This window comes from Odoribacter sp. AF15-53, from assembly GCF_003479425.1.
Classification (GTDB): Bacteria; Bacteroidota; Bacteroidia; order Bacteroidales; family Marinifilaceae; genus Butyricimonas.
Map to the genome: position 1 here is coordinate 317,049 of NZ_QUHC01000003.1, position 19,206 is coordinate 336,254.

At 40.7% G+C, this 19,206-nt stretch carries 12 protein-coding genes; 3 read left to right on the forward strand and 9 right to left on the reverse strand.

Going from position 1 to position 19,206, the window contains the following annotated elements; genetic code table 11:
• The 7 genes from DWW52_RS09400 to mutA form a co-directional block, all read right to left on the reverse strand.
• Positions 1-1,386, reverse strand: coding sequence for a DUF4959 domain-containing protein (locus tag DWW52_RS09400; RefSeq protein WP_118715244.1), 1,386 nt, complete (start codon positions 1,384-1,386; stop codon positions 1-3).
• A 48-nt stretch (positions 1,387-1,434) separates the two neighbouring features.
• A complete protein-coding gene (locus DWW52_RS09405) occupies positions 1,435-3,396 on the reverse strand; it encodes a RagB/SusD family nutrient uptake outer membrane protein (RefSeq protein ID WP_118715245.1) in 1,962 nt (653 codons plus the stop codon).
• Between the two features lie 13 nt (positions 3,397-3,409).
• Positions 3,410-6,877 carry a TonB-dependent receptor gene (locus DWW52_RS09410; RefSeq protein WP_118715246.1) on the reverse strand — a complete coding sequence of 1,156 codons (3,468 nt, stop codon included), beginning with the start codon at positions 6,875-6,877 and terminating at the stop codon, positions 3,410-3,412.
• A gap of 114 nt (positions 6,878-6,991) precedes the next feature.
• Positions 6,992-8,152 carry a FecR family protein gene (locus tag DWW52_RS09415; RefSeq protein ID WP_118715247.1) on the reverse strand — a complete coding sequence of 387 codons (1,161 nt, stop codon included), beginning with the start codon at positions 8,150-8,152 and terminating at the stop codon, positions 6,992-6,994.
• A gap of 58 nt (positions 8,153-8,210) precedes the next feature.
• Positions 8,211-8,780, reverse strand: coding sequence for an RNA polymerase sigma-70 factor (locus DWW52_RS09420; RefSeq protein WP_118715248.1), 570 nt, complete (start codon positions 8,778-8,780; stop codon positions 8,211-8,213).
• 160 nt (positions 8,781-8,940) lie between these two features.
• Positions 8,941-11,097 carry a methylmalonyl-CoA mutase gene (scpA, locus tag DWW52_RS09425; protein ID WP_118715249.1) on the reverse strand — a complete coding sequence of 719 codons (2,157 nt, stop codon included), beginning with the start codon at positions 11,095-11,097 and terminating at the stop codon, positions 8,941-8,943.
• A gap of 80 nt (positions 11,098-11,177) precedes the next feature.
• Positions 11,178-13,058 carry a methylmalonyl-CoA mutase small subunit gene (gene mutA / locus DWW52_RS09430; RefSeq protein WP_118715250.1) on the reverse strand — a complete coding sequence of 627 codons (1,881 nt, stop codon included), beginning with the start codon at positions 13,056-13,058 and terminating at the stop codon, positions 11,178-11,180.
• A gap of 305 nt (positions 13,059-13,363) precedes the next feature.
• Between mutA and DWW52_RS09435 the strand changes: the two genes are divergently transcribed.
• Both DWW52_RS09435 and DWW52_RS09440 read left to right on the forward strand, forming a co-directional pair.
• Positions 13,364-13,879 (forward strand): methylated-DNA--[protein]-cysteine S-methyltransferase, encoded by a 516-nt coding sequence (locus DWW52_RS09435; protein ID WP_370449496.1) that lies wholly within the window; start codon positions 13,364-13,366, stop codon positions 13,877-13,879.
• 354 nt (positions 13,880-14,233) lie between these two features.
• Positions 14,234-15,130, forward strand: coding sequence for a diaminopimelate dehydrogenase (locus DWW52_RS09440; protein WP_118715252.1), 897 nt, complete (start codon positions 14,234-14,236; stop codon positions 15,128-15,130).
• 657 nt (positions 15,131-15,787) lie between these two features.
• Here the strand turns inward: DWW52_RS09440 and DWW52_RS09445 are convergent.
• Together DWW52_RS09445 and DWW52_RS09455 are read right to left on the reverse strand one after the other, a co-directional pair.
• On the reverse strand, positions 15,788-17,122 hold the full coding sequence (locus DWW52_RS09445) for an FRG domain-containing protein (RefSeq protein WP_118715253.1): 1,335 nt from the start codon (positions 17,120-17,122) through the stop codon (positions 15,788-15,790).
• 1,181 nt (positions 17,123-18,303) lie between these two features.
• Positions 18,304-18,531 carry a helix-turn-helix transcriptional regulator gene (locus DWW52_RS09455; RefSeq protein WP_118715255.1) on the reverse strand — a complete coding sequence of 76 codons (228 nt, stop codon included), beginning with the start codon at positions 18,529-18,531 and terminating at the stop codon, positions 18,304-18,306.
• A gap of 156 nt (positions 18,532-18,687) precedes the next feature.
• On the opposite strand from DWW52_RS09455, the gene DWW52_RS09460 reads away from it, so the two are divergent.
• Complete coding sequence (locus DWW52_RS09460; protein ID WP_118715256.1) at positions 18,688-19,164, forward strand: hypothetical protein; 477 nt, start codon at positions 18,688-18,690, stop codon at positions 19,162-19,164.
• Positions 19,165-19,206 lie beyond the last annotated feature (42 nt).

Genomic DNA, 19,206 nt, shown 5'->3' on the forward strand with positions numbered 1-19,206 from the left:
TTATTCGCTTTTTTCCGTGTAAATTTCTAGTTCATGGAATTGTACATAGTTGTAAGGATTATGATTGTTTATATTACCTTGACCTGGTTGTAGACTTGGGTGCCTAAATACCTCGTTAATAACTATTTTCACGTATCGATAACCTTCTTCTTGGTCGACCGAAGGAATAATGATTTCCAGATATTCTTCATCCATGGTACGAATCTCAGATATCGTTCGCTTGGGATAAGTTCCTTGGGCACTTTTACACCATCTTTGTTTCATGGGAAGATCTTTGTTTTGTTTGAATGTCCCTAGTTTTACCCAATTTTCCATTTTATCGATAACTTCGAATGTTGTTGAGGTTTGGTGATCATCTTTGAGTCCATAAAGAGTAACCTCGCAGGGAATTTCATTTGAGTTATCGAGATAAATTAGATTCATTCCTCCTGGCTCTGACCTATCTTCCCAAGATGGGGAATATTCATAATTGAATAAATTGTATATTCTGAAGAAAGCTATTGGGCGATTTTTCTTTAAGTCGAGATACATAGGCACGGCTTCTTCGCCAGCCGAATTTGGGCCTGCGGCGAACGAACAACATTTCTTTCTGTTCTCTAATTGTTCAAGTATTTCTCCTTTTTTATCTCCATCAAAAAGATATTTTGCGCCTAATTTGTGTTTTTCATGCTCGACCGATCTGTCGCAGAAGAATGTGAATTCTGCTGGATTTAATAGGCCTGCATGAAGAGATTTTACTGTAGGCCACACTTTTTCATTTACCATATAACCTCTGAAATCTTCCACTCGAATAACAATCGTAGGATCTTGAATCGTTTGTTTCATTTTGTAATTGACAGATTCGATACCATCCGTTTCTTCTAATACGAAACTGTTTACTAATATTGTATCCGGTAATTGACTAACCGGATCTATCCCCAAATAAAACACGTGCGCCATACCCGTGGTAGTCGTCGGGTTATTGTATTTTATGGTGAAACCATCCCAGTTGGGATAAACTTCCACGCTTTTCATAAATGTGACGGGACCGGAGTCTTTCGTGTTGAAGGTTACATCGAAATTTTGGGATTTCCGGTTGTCATAAAAACAAATTGTCACTTGTGCTGGAATTCCTGTTTTTTCCTCGTTAAAACCAATTAGTTGTATCGAGTCGCAACTTGTTCCACTGCGGCGTGTAATTTCTTGGCCGAAAACATCATGATAACGAACCTCGATACCAACGATTTCCGGATCAGCTGGTAGCGTGTAATGCATAATGGCTCCACCCGGTATGGGTTTGAATGTAAATGCCTGAGCGGGCTCCAAATCAATATGAACAATCGTATCATTGTCGCTACAGGCCCATAGCCCTAGAATAAATAATGATATAAATAATATATTTTTCATAATTCCTGTTTTAAGATCATCAAATCTATGGTTCTGAATCAAAGTTTATTACCAACCCGGATTCTGTACTACTCCCGAGACTAAGATTTCTTCTGCCCGTATAGGAGTAAAATAGTCTTTGGGAACTTCGAATTTGCGTTTCTTCCATACGATGATGGGAGTGCCTCCTTGTCCTTTATTATAGAATCCGTCTTGCGTAGAAGCGAGAACATTCCATCCGTATTGAGGCGTGTTTAATTCCTGTTCAGCCGTCATCCAGCGACGTAAATTCCAATAGCGACGGCCTTCAAATGCGAATTCGATATTCCATTCTTGTTGAATAATTTCACGCATGCCAGCTTGTGTTTTCACTTTATCTGGATTTTTTGCATAACTGTTCCATGCTTCTCGTACTTTCGGAATCCCTGCCCGTACACGTATTTTATCTATATAATCATATACTTTCTCGCTAGGCCCTTCGTATTCATTCCAAGCTTCAGCTGCGGCTAGGTAAAGCTCTGCCAAACGGAATAAATAAGTCGGGTTAGGAGTGCTGTATGCTGCTTGCGAGTAATTGTAACCTTGAATATCGGAACTTATCCATTTTTTTATCCAATAACCGGTGATGTTTTGTGCTTGCGATTCGTCGTAGCGTTTTGCAAAACTTCCTACTATTTCCCCTTGCCAGCAATACATGGGTAAAGCCTCGTATTGAGTTGTGCCGTAATTACTTGTTTTGCGGTACCACAAAGTTCTGTCTCCGGCGATCATGGCATAAAAACGTGGTTCACGATGACGGTGCAAGCTTAAAATATTTTCTTGTAGGGGAAGGACGTTTTTATATTTTTCATCAGCCTCTTTGCTAAAGGAATATTTGGAAGCCATCCATTGTTTGTCTTCTTCGATGGGAAGCCCGTGATCCGTGTAAAACATTTCTACCATCTTGATAGGTGCTCCCAAACAACCTGTGCTACTCCAATCATAATATCTAGTGTCATCGGGGGTAGAACGTAAAAAACCGTAATATATGTATCTGAAGTCCGAATAAATTCGGTTGATCATAAGTATCCCTTCTTTGCAGTCATAGGCTTGCCCTATCCAGGTATGTTCAATATCTGTCATGGTGTTTAATAGCGGGGAAGGCCTGTCACTATTGCCTGAAACAAGTTCTTTCCCGGCAAGATCGCAAATGAGAAGAGCTGTATCACAAGCTAATGCCGCTCTTTTCCATTTTTCCTTATCTGCGTCAGGAAATAATCGTTCTCCATCTTTATTTACAAAGTTCTTCATCATCACATTCCCGTTAAATAAAGGAGAGGCAGCATAAAGTAAAGTCAGTGCTTTTAGTGTAGCGGCGGCTTCTTTGTTGAAAAAGAGAATATGCTCTTCTTCTTTATTTGCCATGTAAGGCAACACGGGAATCACTTCGTCGCATAATTTTACAATTGCTTCCACGCATTCGTCTATTGGTCTTCGTGCTTGTTGCATGGTTTCTATACCTGAATTGGGATGAACGTTCTTATCAACAAGAAGTATTGGACCGTAACGGCGCATCAAATCAAAATAATAACAAGCCTTTACGGCTTTGACCTCTGCAGCCCATAACTTTTTTTCTTCATCAGTCATGTTGTAAACATGATCAATATTTTCTAAAAAAATATTGCAGTACCTGATGGCAGCGTAATGGTGGTTCTTGTGCCACACATTTCCATAAGGAGATTGCGCCATTTGCAAACCATCTCCAATTTTGAGCATATCAAGATATCCATATGTCGCTTTTGAGCGGGCAAAATCTCCGGCACAAAATTCATCTGCACCGAAGAAGGCTGGATTATTACTTCTGCTTGCGATGTTTGTTTCTAATGAAGCATAACATGTTTTAAGCCATTCTAGGGCGTCTTCTTTTTTCTCGAAATTAGTTTCGATGGTTTCAATGTCGTTCTCCGGAACAACATCTAGATAGTTCTTACATCCTGCCAAAGAAAGGAATGTAATGAACAATATACTATGTAATAAATATGTTTTTATCATACTTGTTTAAGATTTAGAAACTGACATTTAAACCTACGGAATAAGTCGTTTGGATGGGATAATTGAATCCATCCTCTCCTAACTCGACATCCCAAATTTTAAAATTACTGATACAGAATGGGTTGTTTGTACTGAAAGAGAGTTTTGCATTTTGTAATTTTAATTTATCTAACCATTTCCGGGGTAAATTGTAAGCTAGGGACATTACCGTACAACGTAAGAATTTACATTCACGCATGAAATAAGTACTTTTTCGAACTTCTGCATTTTCTGAATCATACCAATTTTCCATAGGATTATGTTCTATGATAGAATTCGGAGAAAGACGAGGCCAAAGAGGTCTTTGCACGGCGTGATCTTCTGACCAGTGGTCATTAGCAATGGCTTTTAACATGGCGTGATTGGAAACAAATGGGCTGATTCTTTCAGGATTGATGAAGAACGTACGTTTTCCTGATCCTTGGAAAGCAAAATTAAATTCCCAATTCTTAAAGTTTAAGAAACCACTGAAACCGTATACCAGTCGTGGGTTTTCTGGATAGCCGATAAACGTTGCATCGTTTACGTCGATTACATTGTCACCATTAAGATCCCGGTATTTGATATCTCCTGGCATCACGTCTCCATCTTGACGCGGTGAATTATCAATTTCTGCTTGATCACGGAAAAGTCCTTCGGCAATATATCCCATGGCTTGGCTGATATCTTTACCGGGCTTACGTTGCCAGGCTGGTTTCTCGCTGGCTTCTTCTATGTATTTGTAAGTTACTCTATTATAAGTGAGAGTCCCGTTTAAGATAAACCAAAGATCATTATTAAATGAATATTGAATCTTCCCGGATAAATCCACACCTCGGGAACGAGTTTTTCCAACGTTGTCCAGAGGGGGAGTTTCAATACCGATGTGTGCGGGAATAATCGTTCGTTGCGAAATGATATTATGCCGAATTTCTTGGTATATATCTGCTTGCAATTCAATTAGCCCCTTGAAAAACTGGGTCTCGATACCTAAATTGGTTGTTTCTGCAATCTCCCATTGGATCTTTTCATTTGCATAAGAAATCACGGTTTTGCGATTAAATGCTTGTTGAGGATTTCGAACCCAATCTCCTGATGGTTGGGATTGCGTTTTCCCTATTTGTGGCAGGTATACATAACGAGGTGTTGATATGATACCATCATTACCAACCTTTCCATATGAGAATCGGAATTTTAAATAAGGAAGTATCTGGGAAAGAGGACGCATCCAATTCTCGCTGGAGACTACCCAAGCTCCGCCGACGGACGGAAAGAATCCCATCCGGTTGCCTTCTGCGAAACGCTCGGAACCATTGTAGGCTCCACTAGCTTCGATAAAGTAACGATCTTTATATCCATATGAAGCTCGGAATGAATAATTCAAATTACGTTGTGGTTGTCCATCGAGCACATTACTAATGGGATTGAACGTACGTTCATACATTTGGAAAACCCCGGTTAATGAAGTCTGGTGATCGCCCCAGGCGGCATTGTGATAAAGGCGTCCTTCGTAAGTAACTCGCGTGTCTGTAGTTGATTCTTTACTTCCCACATCCAAAGTCCTTTTGCTGTAGGCGTTTCCATCAGTGGGATTAGGTGCTAAAGTATGCTCTCCAGTTTCGTGGTCATAATTTGCCAAATAATAGAAATATGGTCTCGTTGAAAAGCCTTGATCGTACAATCCGCTTTGTACAAGTGATGCACTTAAACGTAATTCTAATCCTTTGATCAATGAAGAAAGGTTTTGGATGTATTCGGCTTTGTTAATGGTAGAATAACGAGTTCGTTCATTGTATCCTTGATGTACAAGAGCGTAAGGATTTACGTCTGTTCTTGAACCTGCCGTGGTCGTACCAAATCGAATATGCGGCCAGTTGTACTTGTTATCGGCCGGATAAGTAGGTGCAAAATCGACAGGTGAGGCATTAAAGGCTAAACTATAAGCTGTTTTTGTATCGATCAGAGGACCGTGGTATCTATCTAACGTGGCTGAAGAATTGATTACGAGTTTGATACCAGCATGTAGATTGATATTTAAGTTCGTGCGGTAAGTGAACTGATTGTTTACTATATTACAATCGAATTGATTTAGCCTGTCGGTTTTTAGTAGACCTTGGTCACGATTGTAATTGATAGATGCGTAATACTGTACTACTTTAGAACCACCACGAATGGTTATCCCGGCGTGATGATTGATATTTCTGTCCTTGAACATGACATCGTACCAGTTATTAGCAGGATATACCCAGGATGGATATTTACCGGATGCCGTGCGATTAATACGTTCCACGCTGTATTTGGGAGTGGCTGAAGACGAACGATTCAAAAGGGCCTGATTGTAATAACGCATGTAATCAATCGGATCAACCACATCAATTTCTTTTGTCGGTTGACTGGCTACCATTTCATAACGTACGGTGGTGTAAACATCACCTTCTTCCCCTTTTTTAGTATTTACCAAGATCACGCCGTTAGCTCCGCGGGCCCCGTACATGGCGGTTGCCGAAGCGTCTTTCATGACGCTGAAACTCTCGATATCTTCTACCGCAATACGGGCAAAATCTAGTTTTGAACTTTCAACTCCATCAATTAAGATTAACGGGTCTGAAATAGCGTTCGTTTGAAAAGAGGTGACACCACGAATATAGAATTTGGTGTTCATTTCATCTTCTGTTAGGGCCGCAGGCAAACCGCTTGTTTTCCAACCGATCAACCCGGCGATCTTTCCAACCATTCCGGCCGTGAGGTCACTACTGGAAGTTTTTAGATCCATCGGTCGTACCGTAGTAATGGAACCTACGACGCTCTCTTTCTTCTGGGTACCGAAGGCCACAACTGTTACCTCCTCGATATTTTCTGCCGTGGGATTCAGCGTGACATTAATTTTTGTCTTTCCTTTAATCTCGACAGTTTCTGGTTTATAACCAATAAAAGAAACTTGTAATATGTCATTGGGTTGTGCAGCAATCGAGAATCGACCATCATTATCAGAAGTTACCCCCTGTTTGGTTCCGTGAATCATAACCGTTGCTCCGGGAAGAGGGTTCCCTTTTTCATCAAAAATCCTACCGGTGATGGTGCTTAGCTGAACGGTCTTCTTTTCCCGTATAGAAATTAAATTTTGTGAGATGGTGTACTCTAATCCTAAAGGGGGAAGAATTTCGTCTAAAAGTAGTGTTACTTCTTTGTTCTTTGCCGTCACGGTGAGCTTTCCTTTGGATTTTGCTAGTTCACTATTGTAGAAAAAGTCATAATTCGTTTGCTTTTTCATTTCCGTGATTACTTCGTTCAATGTGACTTCTTTCAAATTGAGGGTAACCTTTGTTTTTTGTTGGGTTTGTGCATTTGCCGGAATGGAAATGTATGCTCCCCAAAACAAGATTACGAGAATTTTTTTAAAGATTAACATCTTCTGCCATGAATTCCAGCATCTTGGCCAGACATAGTCTCGTTTTTTTTTCATAGATTTGTAAAATTAAATTATTAAACATGATACATCCGTTTCTTGCTAGGATGCCGGGTGTATGGTGAATAGGAACAGGTTGCGGATTGATCAAGTCTTCAACCTGTTATATTTTTATTTACTTTGTATTATAATTCTGTCTTCTGCCATTATGAAATTAATATCTTGAGTGTATTCCAACATTTTGAATAAAGAGCGGAGATCTTCATAACGTTTTAAGCGTCCGCTAAATTTGATCTCTTTGACTTTAGAATCGGCAAACTCTATGTTGAGATTATACCATCGGGTAAATATTGTCATTAGTTCTTCCAGGGGCATTTCCTCGAACTCGTAATAACCGTCTTTCCAGGAGGTGAATTGTTGTGTGTTCACGGGGAAATACTTCGCTTCTTCTGTCTCCTTATTGTAGGCGACTTGGGTTCCCGCTTCCATGATAAAGCTGTTGTTTTTGCACTGTGCTTCCACTCGTCCTTCAACTAATGTTGTTTTTATCCATCGGCCTTCAGGGTAAGCATTTACGTTAAATGCAGTCCCTAGTACTTGTATTGCTACGTCTGCTGCATGTACGATAAATGGATGAAGGGAGTCGGATTTTACTTCAAAATAGGCTTCACCGGTTAGAAATACCTCTCTTTTTTCTCCGTTAAATTGATCGGGATAACGTAAAGAACTTCCGGCATTAAGGTAAATTTTCGTGCCGTCCGGAAGGAGTACGTTGTATTCTGCTCCAAATGGCACGTTCATCGTATAATATTCAGGATCTCGAATTTCTTGTTCGCTTGATTCTACAATCAAAGTTTGTTTGTCTGTACGAATATCTCTGTTACTATCCGATATGATAATCGTGTTTTTCTCTTGGCTGAGAAGGCGTTTTTGTCCGTTAGGTAGTACTAATTCTGCGTCTGGTCGAGCTAAAGATAAGCCGGAAATATACGTTTGATTCTTTTCGTTTCCTTTTTGCGATATATTTTCTTGTTGTAGAAAAAATAAACAACTAAACACGAGAGTAATTCCTGCAGCACATGAGGACCATAAAATAAGCTTTCGTTTCTTTTTCGTTTGAAGAACATGTTGTTGGATTTTTGTGAAAACAATGTCTTGGTTTTGATGTTTGTTTAAAATCTTTTTTTGCTGCTTCAATTTTTGAATGATTCCACCAAATTTTTCATTTTTAGCGGAGATATTTTTCCATTCCTCCAAAATTCTTTGCTCTTTGTCGGTTAATGGTTCTTTGTTAAGACAATTGACTAGAATTTCATCGATATCTTCTTTCATAGCCCTCGATTCTTTTTTATTATATATTTAAAAAAAGAAGAAAAAGGGTGATATGAAATCAAACTTTTTTTGTTAAAAAAAGTAAAAGGGTTAAGAATAATTCTTCATGAAGATTTTCTCTAAGAAATTTGAGAGCAGTTTTCATTTGGGTTTTCACGGTGTTTATGCTTGTTCCCAGTTCATCTGCAATTTCTTGATAACTTTTGTCATTCAAGCAGGCCATGAGGAATACTTTTCGGCATTTCCCGGGAAGTTTGTCTATCGTGTTATATAATATTTCAATTTCTTCTGTACCTTTTTCTGTATCGTCATAATGATAAATATCATTCTCTAGTGAAAAAGAAGTCTGGATTTCATATCTTTTTTTGTATTCTTTTAAAAAGAGAAATGAACGATTTTTGATCATTTTGAAAATAAATCGGTCTAGATCTCCCGAAAACGAATGAAGGCGTTTGCTGTTCCATAAATAGACAAAACAATCCTGCACGATATCTTCTGCTGCTTCTAAATCATTCAGAATATGATAACAATACAACAGTAGGTTATCATAGTATCTGTCAAAAAGAAGTCGGAAGGCACCGCTTTCGTCTTTTTTGAGTAAATCTAGTATAGTTTCTGATGAATTCATTTACATTTTTTCTACCTACAAATATAGTGAACTCCAAGAGTGATGCAAATTTTAGCAAGAGAAAACCGAATAAATCAAAATTTCGAATAATTATTTCTTGGAGTTAAAAAGAAAGGGAGTCCTTTGCGGGACTCCCTTCTTTCGCTTCTTGCGTTTTGTTTTATTTTTTAGCCAAGTCGATCAAAATTTCGAGAACTTGGATAGCGCTCTTGGATACTTTGGTACCGGGGCCGAATACGGCGATAGCACCAGCATCGAACAAGAATTGATAGTCTTGGTGAGGGATAACACCACCCACGTAAACGAGGATGTCTTCACGTCCCAGTTTCTTCAATTCGGCAATAACGGCGGGTACAAGAGTTTTGTGTCCGGCAGCCAGAGAAGATACACCGACAACATGCACGTCGTTCTCAACGGCTTGTTTAGCGGTCTCCTCCGGTGTTTGGAACAACGGTCCCATATCCACGTCGAAACCAAGGTCTGCATAACCTGTGGCAACCACTTTAGCACCACGGTCGTGTCCATCCTGGCCCATTTTGGCGATCATGATACGCGGACGACGTCCGGTCATTTCGGCAAACTGGTTAGCCAATTCTTTCGCTTTCTGGAAGTCTTCGTCTTCTTTAGCGACACTTGAATATACTCCACTCACGGTTCTGATAACTGCTTTATAACGTCCGGCAACTTTTTCACATGCATCGGAGATTTCTCCCAGTGATGCTCTCTTCTTGGCAGCGTCAACGGCTAATTCAAGCAAGTTGCCTTCTCCTGTTTCAGCACATTTGGTGATAGCGGCCAATGCGGCGTCAACTTCAGCCTGGTTACGGTTAGCTTTCAATTCGTGCAAACGACGGATTTGAGCTTCGCGTACGGCCGTGTTGTCCACTTCAAGGATGTCGATCGGGTCTTCTTTTTCCAAACGATATTTGTTAGTACCCACGATGGTTTGTGTACCACTGTCGATACGGGCTTGCGTACGAGCGGCAGCCTCTTCGATACGAAGTTTCGGGATACCGGATTCGATGGCGGCAGCCATACCTCCCAGTTTCTCTACTTCCTGGATGTGTGCCCATGCTTTTTCAACCAACTCTTGAGTCAAGCTCTCAACATAGTAGGAACCTCCCCACGGGTCGATGGATTTACATACGGTAGTTTCATCCTGGATATAGATCTGGGTGTTACGAGCGATACGGGCAGAGAAGTCTGTCGGAAGTGCGATAGCCTCATCCAACGCGTTTGTATGCAATGATTGCGTGTGTCCCAAAGCGGCCCCCATGGCCTCGATACAAGTACGGCCCACGTTGTTGAACGGGTCTTGCTCGGTCAATGACCAACCAGAAGTCTGGCTGTGAGTACGTAATGCCAAAGATTTCGGGTTCTTCGGGTTGAATTGTTTCACGATCTTTGCCCACAACAGACGTCCGGCTCTCATCTTGGCGATTTCCATGAAATGGTTCATACCGATAGCCCAGAAGAAAGACAAACGGGGTGCGAAAGCGTCGATGTCCATCCCGGCGTTAACTCCGGCACGCAAGTATTCCAAACCGTCAGCCAAGGTGTACGCCAACTCGATATCGGCGGTAGCACCTGCTTCTTGCATGTGGTATCCGGAGATAGAGATGGAGTTGAATTTCGGCATGTTTTTGGAGGTGTACTCGAAGATGTCGGCGATAATCTTCATGGAGAATTTCGGTGGGTAAATATACGTGTTACGCACCATGAATTCTTTCAAGATATCGTTTTGGATCGTTCCAGACAATTGATCCAAAGTAGCTCCTTGTTCCAGCCCGGCAACGATGTAGAATGCCAAGATCGGAAGTACGGCACCGTTCATGGTCATGGACACGGACATTTTGTCCAATGGAATTTGATCGAACAAGATCTTCATATCCATGATAGAATCCACGGCAACACCGGCTTTACCCACGTCACCGATTACACGCGGGTGATCGGAGTCGTATCCGCGGTGAGTAGCCAGGTCGAATGCTACTGACAGACCTTTTTGTCCGGCAGCCAGGTTACGACGATAGAAGGCGTTGGATTCCTCTGCGGTAGAGAATCCGGCGTATTGACGGATCGTCCACGGACGCATCGGGTACATCCCTGAGTAGGGACCGCGTAAATAGGGAGGAATACCGGCCACGTAATCGAGGTGCTCCATTCCTTTTAGATCTTCGGCCGTGTACACGGGTTTTACCGGTATCAGCTCGGGTGTCAACCAGTTTTTCTCGATGTGATTAGCTTTTTCCCACTCGGCAGCAGCGGTGGTAGCTTTCTCTGTTGACTTGATATTTATATCTTTGAAATTTGGTTTCATTTTCTAATTTATGATTTATGATTCACGATTTATGATTCTTGATCTTTTCAATCTAAAATCTAAAATCTTCAAATCTAAAATTATTTAATTCCCAGTTTTTGTTGGTATGCTTTCAAGTCTTCTAACACGTTACATTTCACGTGAACATAATTCTTGATACCGATCTCTTCCAGTTGAGGTCTGCATTCCGGGTTACCGGCAACAACGATGATTGCCTTGTCCTTCAGTGCAGCGTATACTTCCGGGGCGATGGTTGCATACTCGTCATCCGAGCTACAGATAACCACGATGTCAGCCTTGTTGTCCAAGCATGCTTTAGCACCTTCTTCAACGGTTTTGAAACCATTGTTGTCCATTACCTGGAATCCGGCGCAAGCGAAGAAGTTGCAAGCGAACTGGGCTCTTGCTTTACGCATTGCCAAGTTACCCATCGGGAACATGTAAACCACCGGGCGACGTCCGTTTTCTTTGGCAAACATATCGGTTCTGATACGCATAGCCTCGAATGCCTGGGTTCCGCGGTAAGGTTTAAGCGTTTCAACAACCGCGTCGGGAGCCGTTTGGTCTTCCGGTTCGAGGATGCAAGCGCAAAGCTCTTTATCCATCTTCTCGTTGAAGTTCGGGAATTGGTTCGTACCCAAGAAATTCTCTTTCCGGTTAGCGATATCCTGATCTCTCTTCTGGGCGGTAGCTTTCACTGCGGCTTGAACGAATCCGGCTTCAAGAGCTTTCACCATTCCGCCTTGTTCTTGTACTTGCAGGAACAGTTTCCATGCAGCCTCGGCGATGAATTGGGTCAATTCTTCGATATAGTATGAACCACCGGCAGGGTCAACAATCTTGCTGAAGTGTGATTCTTCTTTTAATAACAATTGTTGGTTACGAGCCACGCGTTCTCCCAGTTCGGAAGGATGGCACTCGTAGATATAGTCGTACGGGTGAACCGTGAACGAGTCAACTCCACCAAGAGTTGCCGACATGGTCTCGGTCTGAGTCCGAAGCATGTTCACGTTCGGGTCGTATACCGTCTTGTTCCATTCGGAGGTTTCCGCGTGGATGTTCATCTTGCAAACGCAATCACAGCAAGGATTGTAAGCTTTCACGATGTGAGCCCACAGGTAACGAGCTGCTCTCAGTTTGGCAATTTCCATGAAATATTTAGAACCGGTAGCGAAGTGGAAACGCATGCGGGGAGCGATGTCCTTCACGTCCATTCCTGCATCGGTTAATTTATCCAAGTATTCTACCCCGGCAGCCAGGCTGAATCCCAATTCCTGAACGATAGACGCTCCTGAATTGTTGAAAACGTACCCGCCCACTTCGATAGTCTTGAAATTTTTCAATTCGGCAGTGCTTTCAGTCGTAGCCTTAACCACGTTGAACGGGTTCGGGTCACAGAATTTACCTTCCAGAACTAACTTGCTGATCGGGTCGATGTTGATACCACCCCGTATTTTCTCCGGGTTAAATCCTTTTTCAGCAACATACGCTTTGAACATATCCAGAATAGCAACTTTGTTGCAGCATGCGACAAAATTGATCTCGATACATTCCAGGCAAATATCTTTCAACAGGGCAGCCATATCGGCTTTCGTGAAGTTCTTGCAATTTGAAAGCACGAAACCGAGTGAGTCAACACCCTTGTTCAGAATATCCAACGCTTTCTTGTTCGCTTCGGCAACATCCTCTACCACGATGTCCTGACGTACGAACCAATCGTTGTTGTCTTTCTTGTTACCTCTCACGAAAGGATATTCTCCCGGGAAGCATTCTAGATTCTTGAGGTCTTTCATATCCTCCAACCGGTACATCGGTTGCACGTTGAAACCCTCGTTTGTTCTCCAAACCAGCTTTTTATCGAAGTCAGCCCCTTTGAGGTCTGCAATGACTTTGTCCTTCCACTCTTGAGTCGTGTTGGGAGCAAATTCATTGAAAAGCTTTTCGTTTACATTCTCTGCCATAATAGATTTTTATGTATTTATTCTGTAACTGTTTGTTATTAAAAACGAAAGGCAAAATTAGCCGTTTTTGACAATAAAAAAAAGAAATTCTTCTTTATTTCGCCGTCGAGACTAGAATATAAGTCTTTTTAAGAGTTCTGGATGATTAAGTTTATCGTTTTCACGGGGTCTGTAAAGTGGCAGAAGGTTTTCGAGGTGAGTTTTAGTAAACATGCAGGCGCTAGGATGTGAAATGTCAGCGAACGGTTGTTGTTTTATACCTGTAAACCTCGTATATTTGAAATGTAAAACGAATTATGAAAATCATGGAAAAAGCAAAAGTAATTGAGATACAGTATTATCAATCTCCTTGTGGGGAGTTGATTGTTGGTTCCTATGACGGTAAGCTCTGCCTGTGTGACTGGCAGATAGAGAAACGTAGGGCGGGTATCGATAAAAGATTGCAGGGTGTCTTGCAAGCACCGTACGAAGTCCGTGCGTCTGAGGTTATAACGAAGGCTGTGACTCAATTGGATGAATATTTTGCTCGCGAAAGAACGACTTTTGATATTCCGTTGCTTTTTATCGGCACGGATTTCCAAAAGCGTGTGTGGAGTGAACTGTTGAAAATTCCTTACGGGACGACCTTGTCGTACGCGGGACTGTCGGCTGGATTGAATAATCCTAAGGCTATCCGGGCCGTGGCCGGAGCTAACGGGGCAAACCCGATTTCGATATTTGTTCCGTGTCACCGGGTTATCGGTAGTAATCACGAGTTAACGGGATATGGCGGGGGACTGACAGCGAAGAAATTCTTGTTGGAGCTGGAGTCGATGAAGTAATCAAATCCCTGGGTGAATCCGGGGAAGTCCTAGGGTAAAACTACTATTCTCTCGTTGCTGCTTTGAAGCTCTCCCAGTGCTTCTATATGCAACGGAGGTCGAGCAACGGCGAAAGAACGAAGGAGCATGGACTAAGGGGTAGGATTACCTTAGGATTACCTTAGGATTACCTTAGGATTACCGTGGGATTACGGTGGTTTGTCGGGGATGAAAGTATTGGTGTTGTTGAATTTTGCAGGTGTCAAAAAATAGATGTAAAATATTTAACAATCAGAAGAATTCCGTTTCCATCTGTTTTGTCGGAAGAAATTTTATTTCGTAATTTGCAACGTTAATTTTAAAAGTGAAAAACAGATGAAGAAAATTAGAGCAGCCATTGTCGGGTACGGGAATATCGGTAAGTATGTGCTTGATGCACTGCAAACTGCCCCCGACTTTGAAGTAGCAGGAGTAGTACGTCGGGATGCAGCGAATGTCCCGGCCGAATTGAAGGACTATGTTGTCGTGTCGGATATTGCTCAAATCAAGGATGTTGACGTGGCAATTTTGTGTACCCCAACCCGTAGCGTGGAGTCATACGCCTCTAAGATATTGGCCATGGGGATTAACACGGTGGATAGTTTTGATATCCACACGGAAATTACCGGGTTGCATAAACGTTTGGGTGAAGTTGCCCGGAAACATGGTAAAGTGTCTGTTATTTCTGCCGGGTGGGACCCGGGAAGTGATTCTATCGTTCGTGCCTTGCTGGAGGCTTGCGCTCCGAAAGGAATTACTTATACGAATTTCGGTCCCGGCATGAGCATGGGGCACACGGTGGCCGTGAAGGCTATTGACGGTGTGAAAGCCGCGTTGTCGATGACGATTCCCGTGGGAACGGGTATTCATCGTCGTATGGTGTATATCGAGTTGAAAGACGGTTACGATTTCAAGCTGGTAGCCGAGGCGATCAAGGCCGATCCTTATTTTGTTCATGACGAAACGCACGTGATGCAGGTGGAATGTGTCGATAACCTGAAGGATATGGGACATGGCGTGAACCTTACCCGTAAAGGAGTTTCCGGCAAGACGCAAAATCAGTTGTTCGAGTTCGACATGAAAATCAATAACCCGGCTTTAACGGGACAAATCCTCGTGGCAACGGCTCGTGCTTCCATGAAGCAACAACCGGGATGCTACACCTTGATCGAGATTCCGGTAATTGATATGCTGTATGGTGATCGGGAGGAGTTGATCAGGCATTTGGTATAGGGTGGTCTTTTGTAAGATTCATGTGAATTTATTAGTTACGACTTTGTTGTTGACGATTCGGCAATGAGGTCGTAATTTTTTATTTGTTGTCGGGTGGACGATAAAATGTTATGGTTGTGTCTTGTAGTATGAAATAACTTGGTGTAGTTTGCTGATTTCTGGAATTTAGATTGTGGTCATGCAGACTATTTTATTGCTTCTGTTGTTTTGAGTGATTCCTTTGGAATTATTTCCTAGTTGAAATAACGAAGAAGTTACATAGGGTAAATAGTGTATTTTGTAACTATCACGGGAGACTCTCTTCGGAGTCTCATTAGTATATTGATGACATATTAAGGCAAAGTTGCCGGGAAGTTCCCGATCTGCATCGTTAACTTATCGGCAACTTCTCGTTAACTTCCAATTAACTTACTAGAGAGACTCTAGTGAAAGTCTCCGTGTACAACGGTGCGTCACTGGTTTAATATATCTGTATTTCTTTGGCAAGTGATATTGTTTTTTTTATAAATATACCGAAAATGTAAGAGACAATTACATAAGCATTAAATGCCGGAAGCCACCAAATGTTTTACACGTATTTTGCCATTTTCCACCAAATCTCATATCAATTCGGTTATTGGACACCTATTTATTCGTTTTTTTTATTGTGAATAACAATTACTTAAGAATCACATAATCTTCTTCTCTTAAATATTTTTTAGCAAAAAGATTAACCAAACATGCTGGAACCAGAGTCCATTCTTGCTCTTTCTTTGTTAATAGCCGATGTGTTTCATTTGGAGTATTTTTATAGTTTATCCATTCCGCTTTATCAGGTCCTTCCGGATGGGCAAGCATTCCGAGAAATGCGGTTTCGGCAAGCATTTTGAGAGTGCGATAGTGATTTATTGGTCCTATCTCAACATGATGTTGCCCGTTTTCTTCTGAAATGGTTTTATGTTCGCCAATTTCTTCATGCCATGGACGTCTTCCGATAATATCACAGAACTGTTTACCTTCCCCACTGTTCCATTTTCGAATAGCTTCATCTTTTTCATCCTCGCTAAAGTAAACTGCTTCTGCGTATTTGGTTAATGATATTCCTTCAATAGCAAGTGCCTTCTTGAGCTTTGTACGGGAGACACCTTTGGGACGAAATTCTTCATAAGTACGAGCGAAGGCCTCATACGAGAACTCTGTTATTTTCGCTATCTTTTTGGTCTTCTCTGCTAAAATGTCATAAATCCATAAATCATGTCCTTCTTGGAATAAATTGTAATATTCCAACGAATCTTCATTAGAAAATTTGAATCGATAAGCCCAGCTCTTCGTGCTTTTCCCTTTAGGAATATGTAATGCATATCCTTTTTGGCGTGCGGGTCGCAAAAAAGGTTGAAGTCCTATAGGGGTTATATTTTCTTTCATAAAATCGTCAATTTTTAGAGGGATTGGTTCGTTTGCCCTCAAAGGACAAAATAGATAAAGTATACCTTCATGTTCTTTACCATCATCAAAAGGTTTATAGCAATCCTCTTCGGGGTCATACCAACAAGTAGCAAAGAATAATGCAATATCTATATTACTGGTTAAGTCAAGAACAGGTGTCAATAGCCCATAGTGCTGTGCTAATCCTTCATAATCAACCTTGAAATTATGTCGTTTGAAAAATTTGTCCACAATGGGATATGTATCAAGCATATCACGAAATAATGTGAGCTTCATTCTCCATGTGAAAATTTCAGAGATCGTTAGCGGACGAGGGGTTTCACGATATAAAGATGGATAACATGGCATGTGTTCTTGATTTTGACCTCTAAAAAGGTAAATGACAGTCCCATCCTCTGGTAAAAGAATTTTTTCGTCCCCATTGCCTGTAAGTATCGCTTCAAAACCAAGTTCATGGTCAAGAGCAATCTGTTGATTGATATCGCTTTGTTCATAAAATAGTAGTCTTTCACGGGTGCTTTCCTTGACGAGATGTTTTATTTCTGAGATTGTAAATAATCGAGTCATTGTATTAAATATTAGTCTGTCGCAAAGGCCGTTATTTGCATTTGAATAAATTTCACATTATCTATGTTCTCGAACAATCTCCCGCATCCTTCGAAAACCTCCACAATCTCCTTTTTATTCAATCCGACTTTTACTGCAACAACGAAAAGATCCTCCTTTGAAGGTTCTATGTTATCGTTGATGATAAAATGTTGTTTGTTGTAAATATAGTAATTATTACTCAATATGACGCATGTTGAGGATTATTTATATCTCTTTAATCTAATCAAAATCTGCATATAATTTTCTATATAATATACAAAACTACCGATTTATATTTGTTTTATGATATGTTGTGAATAAAATTTATATTTGGAGGCATTAATATTTCCCATTTATCCTCTATCATGGAATTATTTGTAATCTATATAAACTAGCAAGGCTAAATGACAGGACAAATTTCAGGGGGAATTTTTATTTTCTTAAAATCAAAACTCAGAGCTTGTTTAAATTCTCCTCGCTGAAAAATAATTGACTCGTTATATCCCATTCCCCGTTGGATTCCAAATCGGATTTATCATGGCAGGCCTTTTATTACATATTCGTGAGTAATCCCTCCGTAGTCTATGGTTGGTCTACCCTTTCCCTTGATCAAGAACGTAGCAAGTACACAACACCTACGGAACATACACAGCGACAGGGGTACATGTTCCGTAGGTGTTGTGTTGGGATTCCCTTGGTGTCCTAGTGTAACGATTGAGAAAGGATTGACAGGGGTGGGCTTATTTCAAAGGATGCTTTATACAAACTCTGGATCGGGATGAAATTTAAACAGGCTCTCATTATTTTCAACTAAAATGAAAGGGTATTTTTACTCTTTTGAGAAGTGAATTACCCTCATTATAGCTATAAAGTGGCAAAAGGTTTGATTTTTGTAAAAATATATTATATATTTGCATACGTTGAAAAACGAATTGCGAAAGAGTTCGCATAAAAATATAATGTCATAATCTTGTGATAGAAAACCGCTAATCTTTTTATTCCTACAAGATAGACAGTAGTTCAAGCATAAGCGTGGACTGTTGTTTCTATTTGTAGGAAAGGTTCTTAGCGGTACCTCTATCACAGATAGCGATGATAGTTCCACGTTTTTTTAATATATATAAAATGGTAATTTAAAACTTGAAATTATGAGAGAAACATTATAATGGAATATCAGGAAAGAAATCTTTGATAGAACATTTAAAGATTTTGGCTAGTTCATTTAAATGGTCTATATTATATGATTTATCAGATTTGGGATTTTCAATCTTTTGTATAAATCCTTGAGAAACATTGAGACAGTCTCCTAAATAACGCTGACTCCATTCATTATCAAGACGGCGTTTTTTTATATTATCTATAACGTATAATCTAATTTTAGACTTCATGAAGATTAATTTGATGTAAATTAAGGGATTTTGCAGGATCAATTCGATACCCTATAGGGATTATGTCTATTTAAAGAATGAAGATAAAAACAGGAAAAGTAGTGAAATTAACAAGTTTAGATATTTCGGTGTATAACCTAACTAAAAACCAACACAATGAAAGAAGATCATGAAATTATCAGTGATGAAGAATTGAAAAGATTCTTTTTAAACGAAGCACTATTGCTTTGTCCCTCGACACGGGCAGATCTCACGGAGAGTGAAAAGTTATGGATGTTACACGTGCGTTTGAGAAAAATGAACAAACTCACGGGCATGTTGTGCAATCAAGACCTGGGAGAATACATGCTAGAAATGCAGGAAGTACTGGGATTCTATCTCGTGGAAAAGAACGAATCGAAGAAAAAGAAATTTCGAATGAACGAACACTTGAACAGGTTCAATCAATTCGCGATACGATTGACGAGGTTCTCGGACACGCTTGGACACTGTTACCTGTTTTACAATCGCCATTTAAGAACATTGGAACGGGTAATAAAACTTTATTTCCCCGGGGAATTCAAAAAGAAGCAAGAAGAAGAGGTGGCACGGCAAGGAGGAAACACGGGAGAGAAAGAAACCGGGAACGAGTGACAAACCGAACTAGATTCAAGTAATCACGACTAGAACATGAAT

What these genes read in the sequence shown, in the direction of transcription:
- DWW52_RS09410 (WP_118715246.1), bottom strand. Translation starts at nt 6,877, where the DNA reads ATGAAAAAAAAACGAGACTATGTCTGGCCAAGATGCTGGAATTCATGG.
- DWW52_RS09400 (WP_118715244.1), bottom strand. Translation starts at nt 1,386, where the DNA reads ATGAAAAATATATTATTTATATCATTATTTATTCTAGGGCTATGGGCC.
- DWW52_RS09460 (WP_118715256.1), top strand. Translation starts at nt 18,688, where the DNA reads ATGAAAGAAGATCATGAAATTATCAGTGATGAAGAATTGAAAAGATTC.
- DWW52_RS09420 (WP_118715248.1), bottom strand. Translation starts at nt 8,780, where the DNA reads ATGAATTCATCAGAAACTATACTAGATTTACTCAAAAAAGACGAAAGC.
- DWW52_RS09455 (WP_118715255.1), bottom strand. Translation starts at nt 18,531, where the DNA reads ATGAAGTCTAAAATTAGATTATACGTTATAGATAATATAAAAAAACGC.
- DWW52_RS09405 (WP_118715245.1), bottom strand. Translation starts at nt 3,396, where the DNA reads ATGATAAAAACATATTTATTACATAGTATATTGTTCATTACATTCCTT.
- DWW52_RS09435 (WP_370449496.1), top strand. Translation starts at nt 13,364, where the DNA reads ATGGAAAAAGCAAAAGTAATTGAGATACAGTATTATCAATCTCCTTGT.
- DWW52_RS09440 (WP_118715252.1), top strand. Translation starts at nt 14,234, where the DNA reads ATGAAGAAAATTAGAGCAGCCATTGTCGGGTACGGGAATATCGGTAAG.
- mutA (WP_118715250.1), bottom strand. Translation starts at nt 13,058, where the DNA reads ATGGCAGAGAATGTAAACGAAAAGCTTTTCAATGAATTTGCTCCCAAC.
- DWW52_RS09415 (WP_118715247.1), bottom strand. Translation starts at nt 8,152, where the DNA reads ATGAAAGAAGATATCGATGAAATTCTAGTCAATTGTCTTAACAAAGAA.
- scpA (WP_118715249.1), bottom strand. Translation starts at nt 11,097, where the DNA reads ATGAAACCAAATTTCAAAGATATAAATATCAAGTCAACAGAGAAAGCT.
- DWW52_RS09445 (WP_118715253.1), bottom strand. Translation starts at nt 17,122, where the DNA reads ATGACTCGATTATTTACAATCTCAGAAATAAAACATCTCGTCAAGGAA.